Origin of the sequence: Aneurinibacillus aneurinilyticus ATCC 12856, from assembly GCF_000466385.1 — a bacterium.
GTDB classification, from domain to species: domain Bacteria; phylum Bacillota; class Bacilli; order Aneurinibacillales; family Aneurinibacillaceae; genus Aneurinibacillus; species Aneurinibacillus aneurinilyticus.
Map to the genome: position 1 here is coordinate 24,717 of NZ_KE952845.1, position 13,786 is coordinate 38,502.

Genomic DNA, 13,786 nt, shown 5'->3' on the forward strand with positions numbered 1-13,786 from the left:
TATTTATCCCCTCCTTTATGCGCTGTGCGAATGACCGCCTCCTCCATAAATAGAAGCGTCGCCTTTGGATTCCACGAAAGGTGCTTCTTGAAGCGAACCACGATACGTGCCCCGCAGAATGCTAATCCAAACACGCAAGCAGTCGATGATAAGCAGGAGTACGATGCCGACAAAAATCGCAGTCATTATAGCATCTACGCGATCATTAAAAATCATTTGTTTTGCAGCTTCTATTGTTTTTACGCCTTTAGGCAATTGTCCCTGTTCCAATGCTTTTGAAAAAGCAGAGGCATGGGAGAGAAATCCGATGGCCGGCTCGGGATGGAATAGCTTTTGCCAGGCGGCTGTCATTGTGACAGTGAGCAGCCAGGTGAGCGGTACAAGTGTAACCCAGGCGTACACTTTTTTACCCATTTTCAATATAATGGTCGTTCCGACTGCCAGCGCGATTGCGGCCAACATTTGGTTGGCGATACCGAACAGCGGCCAGAGCGTCTTAATGCCGCCAAGCGGGTCAATAACGCCCGCATACAGGAAGTATCCCCAGCCCAGACTGATGACGGCGCTAGAGATAATATTGCCGGGCAGCCATGTCATATCTTTGAATTTCGGAGCGAAGTTGCCGACCAATTCGCTTACCATAAAACGTCCGACCCGTGTACCGGCGTCGATAGTTGTAAGAATGAATACCGCTTCGAACAGAATTGCGAAGTGATACCAGAAAGCCATGAGAGCCTTGCCGCCGAGAATAGTCGAGAAAATGACGGACATACCGACCGCAAGTGACGGCGCACCACCTGTACGGGATAGAATGGAATTCTCCCCTACGTCTTTTGCCAATTGCGTTAGTTCAGCCGCCGAGACAGTAAAGCCCCATTCTGTAATCGTACGTGCTGCAGCGATGGCATCTGTGCCAATAGCGGCCGCTGGACTGTTAATCGCAAAGTAGGTGCCGGGTGTCAGAATGGTAGCGGCGATGAGCGCCATGATGGCGACGAACGATTCCATCAGCATACCACCGTAGCCGATGGCGCGGCTGTGGCTTTCCTTAGCAATAAGCTTCGGCGTCGTACCGCTTGATACGAGCGAATGGAAGCCAGAGATGGAACCACAGGCAATTGTAATGAATAGGAAGGGGAACAGATTACCGGTGAATACCGGTCCGCTTCCATCAATGAACTTCGTTACCGCAGGCATTTGTAAAGTCGGCAATGTTAGGATAATGCCGATGCCGAGCAATCCGATCGTTCCGATTTTAAGGAACGAGCTAAGATAATCACGCGGAGCGAGCAGCATCCACACGGGTAGAATGGATGCGATGAAGCCGTAGATAATCATTAAAATAGCGAGAGCTTCCGGACTAAACGTAAACATGGGTCCAAGGGTAGGCGATTCCGCTACCCATTGTCCGGCTACGAGTGCAAGCATCATGAGCGCGAATCCGATAAGGGATGTCTCCCCAACACGCCCTGGACGAATATAGCGCATATAAAAGCCCATGAACAGCGCAATCGGAATGGTCATGGCAATCGTGAAGGTGCCCCAAGGGCTTTCAGCCAGAGCATTGACTACAACAAGTGCCAATACAGCAATAAGAATAATCATAATGGCAAGAATACCAACCATGGCAATCAGGCCGCCAACCGGTCCGATTTCTTCCTTCGCGATTTGTCCCAGACTTTTTCCATCACGTCGCATGGAGCCAATAAGGATAATAAAATCCTGAACAGCACCTGCAAGAATAACCCCTACAACAATCCAGATAGTACTGGGCAGATATCCCATCTGTGCGGCAAGGGTAGGACCAACAAGCGGGCCTGCACCGGCAATTGCAGCAAAGTGGTGGCCGAATACAACCCATTTGTTGGTCGGAACGAAGTCTTTACCATCATTATGAACTTCAGCGGGTGTTGCCCTTTTGTCATTCAGGTTGAAAATCTTATGAGCGATAAAACGACTATAAAACCGATAAGCGACTGCATAGCTTGCCAGAGCAGCAATTAAAAGCCAGGCCGCATTGATTTCCTCGCCACGTACAAGGGCAACCCAGCCCCAGGCCACCGCACCGACAAGCGAAATCGCACCCCAGATTAAGATGGAGAACATACGGCTCTTCATTTGTAAATCCCCTCTTTCTTTCTCTGAAATTTTATGATTTAAAATTTTCTAATAATTGTATTGTAATTGTAGCCTGCTTGGCTATAGCGTGCTATCGATTTTACATCAACGGTAGTAAACAATGCATGAACAGTAAAAAAAACGATGTTAATAACAGGAACAAGTGCATGCGGCAAAAGGAAAGTCCAGCCATATGCACTTGTGTATGTAATGACGCTAGAAACCGAGTCGAAGCTTAAGATCTTTTACGAGTGTGCGGCTAACGGGAAGAAGCGTTTCTTCCGCATCGTCAACCCTTACCTGGACAGTACCCTTAAACCATGGAATGAACTCAATGATTCGGCAAAGGTTCACGATATATGTACGATGAATCCGGTAAAATTTCTCCTCAGGAAGTTTTTTTTCCAGCTCTTGAAGGGAAAAGGATGTGACATAGTTCTCTGTCTTCGTGTGAATGCGCGCGTTGCGGCCTTCGGCAGCGGCATAAATAATATCGTCCACCTGGACGAAGGCCACGCTTGTCGCTTTCTCTACAGGAATGCGGGAGAAAGTCATGAATGATTTAGCCATAGGCTGCATCGTTTCGATAACCTGGCGTAATGCTTGTTCCAGGGAAGCGGATGTATCCATCCTGTCTACGGGCCCCTGGCTTATCCGTTTGCGAAGCCTTTTCAACGTTTTATCGAGGCGTTCCTCATTGAATGGTTTGAGCAGGTAATCCATCGCTTCTGTTTCAAAAGCCTGTAGTGCATACGAATCGTATGCAGTAGCATATACGATGTATGGACTTGCATCGTTTTTGGCTAACTTCTCCGCAATTTCAATCCCTTCGATATCATGAAGATGAATATCCAGGAATACTACATTCGGTTTCTGTGAAGCGATCGTATAGAGTGCTTCTTCACCGCTTGCCGCTTCTCCAATAATCTCAACATCTTCGTATTGTTCCAGTAAATAGCGCAGCTCCGAGCGTGCTGGCGCTTCGTCGTCAACGATGATTACTCGCAGCATATGTTATGATACATTCCTTTCCTCCCATGGCATCGTAATTGTACAGACGGTGCCTCCACCAGGATTGCACTCGATTTTTAAATCATACGGGTTACCATACAGTGCCTGAAGACGGCTTCTCACATTCACAAGACCGATGCCGGATAGGGGACGTGTCTTCGTATACGGTGAAAATCCGACACCGTTATCAGTTACGCGAACGGTAAGCGCCTGGTTTTCTTTGCCGATAAAAATATGGACGGTGCCTCCTTCTTTCTTCGCAAGCAGACCGTGTTTCACAGCATTCTCTACAATCGGCTGAAGAATCAAACCGGGAATGTGCTGTTTCCAGGCAAGCGGCTGGATATCGGTTTTAACTTGCAGCTTATCCCCGAAGCGTGCCTGTTCGATTTCGAGATAGGCTTCTACATGCTTCATCTCTTCTTCCACTGTAATAATTCGGTCTCCCTGATGTAGATTGCGCCGGAAAAATTCAGCCAGATTCACAATGAGGCGCCGGGCTGTTTCCGGTTTGGTACGAATAAAAGAAGAGATTGTATTCAGGGCATTAAAAAGAAAGTGCGGATTAATTTGCGCATGTAGCGCCCGGATTTCTGCATCAGCCAAAAGCGAAGCCTGTTTCTCCAGATCGGCGATTTCGAGTTGGGTTGAGAACAGTTGCGCAAGGCCACGTGCCAGTTCCCAGTCGACAATGGACACTTCATGCTCTCGCTTAAAATACAGCTTTAGTGTACCGACTGTGGATTCCCTCTTGGTGAGTGGAACGATAATGGCAGAGTGCAGGGGACAATCTTTGCTGCTGCAACCAATCTCTTTTTTATTATGGGCCCAGATTACATTCTGGCTGCGTAACGCTTCCAGCGTTGCTTCTGTCTGCAAAGGGGTTCCTTTGTTGTGATGATTGTCTCCAGCGCCAATGTGGGCCAAGATGCGTTCTTTGTCAGTAATTGCTACTGCGGCTGCTTCGGTCATGTTGTAAATAACGCGGGCTGTCTTTTCCGCGGAATGTTCATCGAGTCCCTGGCGCAGTATCGGAAGTGTGATATCGGCGATCTGCAGGGCGCGCTGCGCTTGCATGGAGCCGATTTTTTCCTCTTCAGCTTTCGCAGCCTGTACAATCATAATGAACAGGGCGATAGCTGAGGCATTGACGAGCATCATTGGGAGTGCAATAATTTCGACAAGGCGCAACGCCTCTGTGAATGGTCGTGCAACGCTAAGAATGATCAACATCTGCACACCTTCCGCGATGAAGCCGACCAGCCATGCGGCACCCCAGTGCATAGAGCGGCGATGGTACCTGAGATAGACCAGACCTGCCAGCAGGCCTTCCACAGTCGTCGAGACGGCGCAGGCAATGTCGGTAAATCCGCCGAGAAAATAGCGGTGTACACCAGCTAGAAAGCCGGTTGCTATACCGACGAGTGGACCGCCCAGAAGACCTGCCATAACAGGACCGATAACCCGGGAGTTTGCGAGCGCTCCTTCGATAGGGATGGCTGCATACGTTCCATAGATGCCGATAAGTGTACATACTATAATCGTAATGATTTTGTCCCGCGGCCCATCGGTGCGCCGGAGCATACGGCGAAAAAAGCGAAAACGAGAGAGAAAAAAAGCTAGCACGACAAGTGTGGCGGTGCGTTCAGCCAAATCGATAAACAACGGATGAAGCAGCATATGTACGCCTCCTTATGTGTCCGATTGCATGGTTACCCAAAGTATATCATCCGTATAATCCCCGTCAATTAAGGAAAGAGAGCTTGTGAGGAGATGGACTAATGAAAAATTTAACCATGAGTACAGACTTGTACCAGATTAATATGATGTACGCTTATTACAAGAAGGGGATGGCTCGCCAGCGCACGATATTCGATGTGTTTTTCCGAAAGTCGCCCTGTGGAAGCGGATATGCGATTTTTGCTGGGCTGGATCAAGTGCTTGATTACATCGAGAACATTCATTTTACGGAAGAAGATATTACTTATTTGCGTAGCGTTTATCCATATGAAGAAGAGTTTTTGGAAATATTGCGTAATTTTCGCTTTACTGGAAACATCGCAGCCATGAAGGAAGGAACGATTGTATTTCCGGGAGAGCCGTTAATTCGTGTGGAGGCGCAGGTTAGTGAGGCGCAGCTTATTGAGACGGCTATGTTGACAATGATTAACCATCAGACATTAATCGCTACAAAAGCGGCGCGAATTGTTGGAGCGGCGAAAGGGGATACCGTGCTTGAATTCGGCCTTCGCCGTGCTCAGGGAGCGGAAGCCGGTTATTACGGTGCACGAGCTGCGTACATCGGTGGTGTACATGCAACGTCGAACTTGATGGCAGGACAGGATTTCGGCATTCCGGTAAAGGGGACGCATGCCCACAGCTTTGTTCAATTGTTCGACCATGAGATGGATGCGTTTACCGCATACAGTGAAGCGTTTCCGGATGAGACAGTGCTGCTGGTAGACACATACGATACGCTGAGGATTGGTATTCCGCATGCCATTCAGCTTGGTCTTGCGATGAAGGAACGGGGAAAAAGATTGCTGGGTATTCGGCTTGATTCCGGGGATTTGGCGTATTTGTCCAAACTGGCGCGCCGGATGCTGGATGAAGCGGGGCTTATAGATGTGGCCATTGTCGCATCCAGCGATCTGGATGAACGGTTGATTCAGGACTTAAAAAACCAGGGGGCGCAAATTGCCATCTGGGGCGTAGGAACGAATCTCATTACGTCGTACGATTGTCCGGCTCTGGGGGGTGTCTATAAGCTTGCTGCTGTGGAAAAAGATGGCGAATGGCTGCCGCGTCTAAAGATTTCCGAGAATCCGACCAAGATTACGAATCCAGGATATAAGCAGGTAGTTCGCTTTTATGATCGAGCGTCGGACAAGCCGCTGGCTGATTTGATTGCACTTGCGGACGAAGATATTCCGCGCGACAGAATTACTTTGTTCGATCCTCTATTTCCGCACAAACGCAAGACGATCCACAACTATAGAGTTGAATCCTTGCTTCAGCCGGTCATCGAACAGGGCCATCGCTGCTACGATACGCCGCCTTTAGAAAGCATCCGCGCTTATGTTCAGCAGCAATTAAGCTGCTTCTCGCCGGAAATTAAGCGGTTGATTAATCCGCATGAATATCATGTTGATTTAAGCCAGAAGCTGTGGGATTTGAAACAGAGCCTGATTCATCAGGAGAGGGAATAGCATAGATTGAATGAAATAGAAGATTATTGAAACTTTTCCTAATGTTTTTCCGTAAAAGAGAATGTAAGAATAATTTGGAGGGGGAATCCGCATGAAAAAAGGAAAAGTAGCAGCAGCGGGAATGTTAAGTTTGGCAATGTTAATGGGAACACCGGCATTCAACGTGCTTGCAGCAGAACCAGCTGTCGCGGTACAACCGCAGGGCGAAACGCTGACGCGGGGAGAGTTTTTCAAAATGCTTGATCAGGCCATTGATCTGCCAAAGAGTGAAGAAAAGCGTACATATAAAGATGTGCCGCAGGGCAGTGAGTTGGCAGACATCGTAAACAAATTGCAGACGGTAGGCGCTTTGCACGGGTATAACGATGGCACTGTGCGTCCGGAAGATAAATTGAAATCAGGCGAAGCGATAGCCCTGATTAGTGGTGCGCTAGGCATACCGGATCATCCCGTTCCCGGAGGTTCTTCGCCGCTTGATTCTGAGCATTGGGCAAGCAACATTGCAAGCTGGATGAAGAGTGCCAAGGTGGATTATAACTGGAATGATCTGGATCGGGCCATTACGAAGCAAGAAGCCGAATCCCTTGTTAAACAACTGCTGTCTACTTCCAGTGATGCTACAAAGCTTCTGGAAGAAAGCCAGAAGGCGCAGAAGGACATTAAGTCCTTCAATTTGAAAGGCGACATGTCTTTCAGCATGGTGTTAAAGCAGAATGCGCTGGAGCAACTGTCTGCTGACGAACGTAAAACGTTTGAAGAAATGGCCAAAAAAGGCATGTCCATGAAAATGGAAGGCGCTTATGTTATGCCTGACTCCATGTATACGAAATCCCATATGAAGATGCCGGATTTCGGACAGGGAGTAGAGCTGGGAGATATGGAAATCGAGCAATATGTTATCGGCAAGGATATGTATATGCATATGAAGATGCCGGAGATTGCTTCTGCCGATTCCAAGGGTACGTCAGAATGGGTAAAAATGAAAGATGCATTCCCGCTGGATATGAAGACGATGATGGAGCAGCAGATGTCTGGCGTTCCGCCGCAGTTAGAGAAAAAGCTGTTCTACCGAAGTGCAGGAGAGGGACAGTTGTCGTTCCAGGGACGCATCGATAAGTTATCCGATCTAGCTTCGATGATGAACGGCATGCAGGGAATGGAAGATATGACAGCAGCACTTAAAGAGGCAGAAAAAAGCATCGGTGCTATTTATCTTCAAGGGGTTATGAATTTTGATCCGAAGACAAAACTGCCTGTAGATAGCAGCATGCAATTTGTCATTTCATTCAATGAAAAAGCTGGTAATGCCGAAGAAATTCCATTCAAGCAAATGATTATGGCTCAAAATGTAAAGTATAGCGATTATAACGATAATGTGAAGATCGAACTTCCAGAAGCAGCTAAGCAGGCTAAAGAAGCATCTGCAAATGTAGAAGCGGCCAAACAGGCTACCAAGCAATAAAAAAGCATATCTCATTGCTTTCGTATGTTTTTACCGGGCGAAAGAAACGCTGCCGTTTCTTTCGCCCGGTTTATTATTTGAGGGGGAAGGGAGGCTAAAGAAAAGAAAGTGCGGTATGATAAAGTAAAACTTCTGTCGGCTTAGGGTTCTTCATCCCTTGTCGATGGTTCGTAAATGCGAGAAGGGAGAATGCCAGATGACAACAAGAACAATTTTTCGTATGGGGCTGGCGCTTTGTTTCTTTTTTTCTTTCCTTCTTTTTCCTTCGACCGTATATCAGGAAACAAAGAACGTAATACGAATTGCAGGAGATAATCAATTTCCTCCTTTTGAATATTTGAGTGATGCCGGAGTATATTCGGGCTTTAATATTGATATTATGAATGCTGTGTCTATTCAGACGGGAACGAACATCGAATATTATCCTATGCCATGGAATCAGGCGGTGCAGGCCTTGCAATCAGGACAGGTCGATGCGATTCAGGGCATGAAAAAAACGGAGGCGAGAAAAGGAACATACGAATTTTCAGTTCCGTATTTCACCAGTTCACAAGCGATTTTTGTTCTGAAAGATAATATGTTCATTAGAAAAGTGGATGATTTGGAGGGAAGAAGGGTAGCGGTACAAAAAGGTGATGTCGCGACTGATTTATTAAGCCGGGTCAAGCAGGTTCAGCTTATAGAAGCGGATAACCAGCAGGAAGCCATTCAATTGCTGACAGAGGAAAAGGTGGATGCGTTCGTTGGAAATAGAATTACCGGGCAGTATTTCCTTCAGAAGAGCCGCCAGCAGCCATTAACGAAGATCGTAGGGGAGCCTCTGGACGCTACCGATTACGGAGTAGCTGTAATGCCCAAGAATAAAGAGTTATTATCTGTATTTAACAAAGGGATTTCCCGGATAAAAGGCGATGGAACCTACCAGAAAATCGAAAAAAAATGGTTTGGAGAATATATTATGCCGTACAGTTTCAGTCTGCGGCAGACGCTTTTGTATTTGGAGATAGGCCTTGCGCTTACCTTTGTTATTATCACATGTGTCCTTTGGTGGAATCGAAGCCTGAAAAAAGAAGTTGGGAGACGGACGAAGCAAATTGAGCGCATAAATAAGGAATTAGAAAAGAAAATGGTTTTGCTTGAGGGGAATGTACACTTCCAGCAACAATTGTTAAACAGTGCATACAGCTCTTTTATTACCATGGGCCCATCCGGAAATATTTCGATGATGAACGATAGGGCGGTGGAGTATTTACATCTAGAAAAGGCAATCATTGGGACTTCCTTTGTACAGACTCCGCTTGCTGCTTTTATTCCTGAACAAGAAATTCTCGCTGCACTGCAAGACAAAAAAGTTTTTTTGCAAAAAGAGACGGTATGGATAAAAGATCGCTCCGAAAAAAGGAATATCGTGTACAGTATCTCCCCTATTCAAACGATGGAAGGAGACAGTGCCGGAGTCGTATTGAATATTATGGACATTACGGAGCAAAAAGAATTAGAAAGAAAAATCGCACAGGAAGATCGGCTACGTTCTCTCGGTCAATTGATCGCAGGGATTGCTCATGAAATACGAAATCCGTTAATGTCTATTCTTACCTATACACAATTGCTTCCAAAAAAATTCGACAGCCCGGAATTTCGTATTTTTTTTTCACGTCATGTTACGAGTGAAATTACCCGTCTCAACGCGCTGATTAATGATCTGCTGGATTATTCTCGTCCGAAAAAATCGGACCCTATTGTTTTTCCTTTTTATGAAATGGCACAAGGGATTGTACATTTGTTTAAGCAGAAAGTAAAAGAAGCCGATGTGGTCATTCGTTGGGAATTCGATGGCGAAGTTTGGGCGATTGCGGATGTACAGCAAATAAAGCAGGTACTAATGAATGTAATTCTAAATGCTATCGAAGCCGTAGAAAAAGGTGGAATCATTATAATTCGAGGGTATTATGAGGAAGCTAAAGCCGTTCTTCAAGTCGAGGATAATGGAAGAGGAATGTCGGAAGAGGAGATTCATAAAATGTTTGAGCCTTTCTACAGCAAGAAATTGAATGGTGTCGGACTTGGTCTTTCGGTTACATATCAGCTAATACAGGAAAATAACGGGGAGATTAGGGCCAGCAGCAGAGAAGGAGAGGGAACAGTTATGACGATTTGGTTACCGGGCTGCAGAAAGGATGAGAACGATGTATCATGTCATGGTAATTGATGATGAGCCGACTATTTGCCAGTCGCTTACTTTTGCTTTAGAGGATGAGTATCATGTGTATGCATTTACTGATCCGCGAGAAGCACTGCCTCTGTTGGAGCGTACGGAGATTGCCATTGTTTTGTTGGACTTAAAAATCGGAGAGTATGATGGAATGAAGATATTGGAGGAAATTAAACGCATATCTCCTTCTACCATTGTCATTATTATGACAGCTTACGGAAGCATTCCTTCTTCCGTAGAGGCGATGCGCAAAGGGGCCTTTTCCTATGCTACGAAGCCGCTTCATATTGACGAATTAGAAGTGCTTATGCAAAAAGCGGAAGAAGTGTATGCACTGCAATCCAAAGTGCGTTGGCTAAGCGATGAATTGGAAAAGGTAACAGATAACAATGGGCTCATCGGAGAAAGTGCAGCCATGCGCGAAGTTTTTACTTTGATTGATAAGGTAAAAGATATCGGCTCTAATATCCTTATCACAGGAGAAAGCGGAACAGGAAAGGAAGTGGTTGCCAGAACAATCCATTACGAGAGTAAGCGCAGAAACAAAAGGTTTCAGGCGATTAATTGTGCTGCTATACCATCTCATCTATTGGAATCCGAATTGTTTGGACATGAAAAGGGAGCGTTTACGGGAGCGTTGCAACGTAAAGCCGGATTGTTTGTTTTAGCGGACGGAGGTACCATTTTTTTAGATGAAATCGGTGAGATGGATTTGGCTTTACAAGGCAAGCTATTGCGTGTGCTTCAAGAAAGAAAAGTCATGCCGGTTGGAGGAACAGAAGAAATCGAGATCGATGTTCGCATCGTCGCCGCGACCAACAGAGATTTGGCAAAAGAAGTAAAAGAGAACCGTTTTCGTGAAGATTTGTATTACCGTCTCAATGTTATTCCAATGCATCTGCCTCCTCTTAGGGAAAGAAAGGAAGATATTCCTTTGCTGGTGAAGTTTTTCATTAGAAAAATCGGCGATAAAATGGGCAAGCCTGTAGAAGGAATTGCTGAAGAAGCGCTTCGTCTCCTGCAGCAATATTCTTTTCCAGGCAACATAAGAGAGTTACAGAATATGATTGAGAGGGCTATTGCCCTGACGAATTCTTCCTGTATACAGAAAGATGATTTACCAGCTGAAATCAAAAATCACACGCGTGCTTTTATTAGTAATACGCTTATTCCTATCTATGTAGGAGAGACGATGGATGAGGTAGAGAAGAAAGTGATTTTACATAATTTGGCTGATTTCAATGGTAACCAGCGAAGAACTGCACAAATCATTGGCATTGGGGAGCGAACGATGCGGGATAAAATAAAAAAATACAGGGAGCAAAAGTAGGCGAAAATTGCCGTGCGGCAATTTTCGCCTACTTTTTTGTGGCTTTTTATGTCGTGATGCTGTGATGAATTGTGTGTTGTTGTTTTTGGTATGAAATTTGCTCTGGTTATATATTTATCAAGCACAACAAAACAACAAGGGAGGCACAAATGTATACGCTAACAGAAAAAGAATGCTGGGCCGGAAGAGTCGACAGTGAGACGGTGGCCGGGATGTTTCGGTTACATCAGGTAGTGAGAATTGAAGACATTTCTACTTTTGATAAGAAGCAAGGTGGAAAGGCTATTGGCATTATCGGCTTTCGAAGCGATGAAGGAGTTCGGAGAAATAAAGGCAGAATAGGGGCGTATCATGCTCCCGATGAGATAAGAAAAGCGCTGGCATCTTTACCGTATCATTTTCATTCCGAAATTGCGCTATTTGACTTTGGAAATATTAGCTGTGATGATGGAAACCTTGAAGGAGCACAGGCGGAATTGGGTTCTGTGGTAAAAAAAATATTACAGTTAGATATGTTTCCGTTGATCATCGGCGGTGGACATGAAGTGGCATACGGTCATTTCCTTGGGGTAAAAGGCCATGCGGGCGGTATAGAGAACGTAGGAATTGTAAATATTGACGCCCACTTTGATATGAGACCGTACGATGAGATGACTAGTTCGGGCACAATGTTTAAACAAATTGCGGATGAATGCGCCGCAGAAGGTAAACCGTTCCGCTATTTGTGTGCTGGTATTCAGAAAAGCGGTAACACAAAGCATTTATTTGAAACAGCTGACCTACATGGGTGCCAATACATTTGTGAAGACGAAATTTCATGGCAAAACATAGAGGCGACCACTGAGAAGATTAATAACTTTATCGAACAAAGCGGGGTAGTTATGGTTACGCTTTGCAGCGATGTTATGGATGCCAGCTATGCGCCGGGTGTCAGCGCCCCCCAACCGTTCGGTATGGAACCGAAGCTTGTAGCACGCCTCTTGCAGGAAGCCTTGAAAAATAAAAAAGCGATTAGTTTTGATATCGCTGAGATTAATCCGGCCCTGGATGAAAGTGGCCGTACGGTTAAGCTTGCTGCTGCCATGTTATACAAGGTGATGGATAGCGTGGCTTCTGTCGATGGGGGGGGAATTGTAAAATGAAGCTGGAATTTACCTTAATTGAAACACTGTGTTTAGCCGTGCTGCTGTTGCTGTTTGGGTATTACATCAGAAGAAAGGTAAAGGTGCTGGAGCGCTTTTGTATTCCAGCCCCTGTTATTGGCGGGTTACTTTTCTCTATTCTTGTTATGATATTGAAGGAAGCAGATGTCGCGACTATTAAACTTGATGTTTCTCTGCAAAGTTCATTTATGCTCGCTTTTTTTACGACGGTTGGTTTAGGAGCAAGCTTTTCTCTTGTGAAACAGGGAGGAAAATTGCTGATTGTTTACTGGCTTCTGTGTGGTTTTGTAGCTATATTCCAAAATGTTATTGGTGTTTCTCTGGCGAAGCTTATGGACATCCATCCCCTGCTCGGTGTAATGGCAGGAGCGGTTTCGATGGAAGGCGGGCACGGGGCAGCTGGAGCTTTCGGACCGACGATTGAGAGTCTGGGCGTTCCTGCAGCGACCACGGTTGGTATTGCCGCTGCTACATTTGGACTTATTTTTGGCAGTTTAATTGGTGGTCCAATCTCCAGGCATTTAATAACGAAACATGGTTTAAAGCCGCAAGCCTTAAATGAGGAAATCGTATCGTTCGAAGCGGCTGCAGGCATCGACAAGAGTGAAAGCGATTTAACTGCTACACGTTTCTTTACACATATTGCTCTTATTACTTTTTGTATGAGTATGGGCGTTATTATTAGTAAAGCTTTCTCTCAAGTTACAAGCTTCGTATTGCCTGAATATGTAGGCGCCATGTTTTTAGCTGTTATTATTCGTAATATAAACGATCGCTTCGGCTTTATGAAGTTTAATCTAAATTGCGTCAACCTTATCGGAGATATTTCACTCGGTATTTTCCTGTCTATGGCATTGATGAACCTGAAAATTTGGGAAGTTTTCAGTCTGGCTGTACCTTTGTTCATTATTTTAATTTTCCAGGTAGTGTTTATCGTTTTATACGGTATATTTGTTGCGTTCCGCTTGCTGGGCAAAAACTATGATGCTGCGGTGATGGTAGGCGGATTGGCTGGTCACGGACTGGGAGGAACACCTAATGCCATGGCGAATATGGGAGCAATTACGGAGAGATTCGGTGAATCGAAACGGGCGTTTCTCATTGTTCCTGTTGTTGGAGCATTTTTAATCGATTTGTTTGGCATACCTAGTATTATTACTTTTATTAATCTTTTTAAATAAGGGCAAAAATAAAGGCAAAGCATAAGTGGGGCGGAGAAACATTACGTTTTTCCGTCCCGCTTTATTTCCTCCTTAGATGACAGGAAGAGGAGGAATATGG

The 13,786-nt window shown here is 45.5% G+C and carries 9 protein-coding genes; 6 read left to right on the forward strand and 3 right to left on the reverse strand.

The window, feature by feature from the left end:
• Nucleotides 1-15: 15 nt before the first annotated feature.
• The 3 genes from HMPREF0083_RS17690 to HMPREF0083_RS17700 form a co-directional block, all read right to left on the reverse strand.
• Nucleotides 16-2,118, reverse strand: a complete 2,103-nt coding sequence (locus HMPREF0083_RS17690) for a carbon starvation CstA family protein (RefSeq protein ID WP_021623006.1) — start codon at nt 2,116-2,118, stop codon at nt 16-18.
• A gap of 216 nt (nt 2,119-2,334) precedes the next feature.
• Nucleotides 2,335-3,129, reverse strand: coding sequence for a LytR/AlgR family response regulator transcription factor (locus tag HMPREF0083_RS17695; protein WP_021623008.1), 795 nt, complete (start codon nt 3,127-3,129; stop codon nt 2,335-2,337).
• 3 nt (nt 3,130-3,132) lie between these two features.
• Nucleotides 3,133-4,809, reverse strand: coding sequence for a sensor histidine kinase (locus HMPREF0083_RS17700; RefSeq protein ID WP_021623009.1), 1,677 nt, complete (start codon nt 4,807-4,809; stop codon nt 3,133-3,135).
• A 101-nt stretch (nt 4,810-4,910) separates the two neighbouring features.
• Here HMPREF0083_RS17700 and HMPREF0083_RS17705 point away from each other — a divergent pair, with 101 nt between their 5' ends.
• The 6 genes from HMPREF0083_RS17705 (at nt 4,911) to gltS (ending at nt 13,686) form a co-directional block, all read left to right on the forward strand.
• Nucleotides 4,911-6,338, forward strand: a complete 1,428-nt coding sequence (locus HMPREF0083_RS17705; RefSeq protein ID WP_021623010.1) for a nicotinate phosphoribosyltransferase — start codon at nt 4,911-4,913, stop codon at nt 6,336-6,338.
• A gap of 91 nt (nt 6,339-6,429) precedes the next feature.
• Entirely contained in the window at nt 6,430-7,800 is a 1,371-nt protein-coding gene (locus tag HMPREF0083_RS17710) for a DUF6612 family protein (protein ID WP_021623011.1), read from the forward strand.
• A gap of 196 nt (nt 7,801-7,996) precedes the next feature.
• Nucleotides 7,997-10,009: a transporter substrate-binding domain-containing protein gene (locus HMPREF0083_RS17715; protein ID WP_051354711.1), complete on the forward strand. Its 2,013-nt coding sequence runs from the start codon at nt 7,997-7,999 to the stop codon at nt 10,007-10,009.
• Nucleotides 9,987-11,342, forward strand: coding sequence for a sigma-54-dependent transcriptional regulator (locus tag HMPREF0083_RS17720; RefSeq protein ID WP_040303508.1), 1,356 nt, complete (start codon nt 9,987-9,989; stop codon nt 11,340-11,342). The genes HMPREF0083_RS17715 and HMPREF0083_RS17720 overlap by 23 nt, the downstream gene beginning before the upstream one ends.
• 149 nt (nt 11,343-11,491) lie before the next feature.
• Nucleotides 11,492-12,484, forward strand: coding sequence for a formimidoylglutamase (gene hutG / locus HMPREF0083_RS17725; protein ID WP_021623014.1), 993 nt, complete (start codon nt 11,492-11,494; stop codon nt 12,482-12,484).
• Complete coding sequence (gltS, locus tag HMPREF0083_RS17730; protein WP_021623015.1) at nt 12,481-13,686, forward strand: sodium/glutamate symporter; 1,206 nt, start codon at nt 12,481-12,483, stop codon at nt 13,684-13,686. The genes hutG and gltS overlap by 4 nt, the downstream gene beginning before the upstream one ends.
• Nucleotides 13,687-13,786 lie beyond the last annotated feature (100 nt).

Coding starts and splice junctions, on each gene's coding strand:
- HMPREF0083_RS17690 (WP_021623006.1), bottom strand. CDS start 2,118: ATGAAGAGCCGTATGTTCTCCATCTTAATCTGGGGTGCGATTTCGCTT.
- HMPREF0083_RS17695 (WP_021623008.1), bottom strand. CDS start 3,129: ATGCTGCGAGTAATCATCGTTGACGACGAAGCGCCAGCACGCTCGGAG.
- HMPREF0083_RS17700 (WP_021623009.1), bottom strand. CDS start 4,809: ATGCTGCTTCATCCGTTGTTTATCGATTTGGCTGAACGCACCGCCACA.
- HMPREF0083_RS17705 (WP_021623010.1), top strand. CDS start 4,911: ATGAAAAATTTAACCATGAGTACAGACTTGTACCAGATTAATATGATG.
- HMPREF0083_RS17710 (WP_021623011.1), top strand. CDS start 6,430: ATGAAAAAAGGAAAAGTAGCAGCAGCGGGAATGTTAAGTTTGGCAATG.
- HMPREF0083_RS17715 (WP_051354711.1), top strand. CDS start 7,997: ATGACAACAAGAACAATTTTTCGTATGGGGCTGGCGCTTTGTTTCTTT.
- HMPREF0083_RS17720 (WP_040303508.1), top strand. CDS start 9,987: ATGTATCATGTCATGGTAATTGATGATGAGCCGACTATTTGCCAGTCG.
- hutG (WP_021623014.1), top strand. CDS start 11,492: ATGTATACGCTAACAGAAAAAGAATGCTGGGCCGGAAGAGTCGACAGT.
- gltS (WP_021623015.1), top strand. CDS start 12,481: ATGAAGCTGGAATTTACCTTAATTGAAACACTGTGTTTAGCCGTGCTG.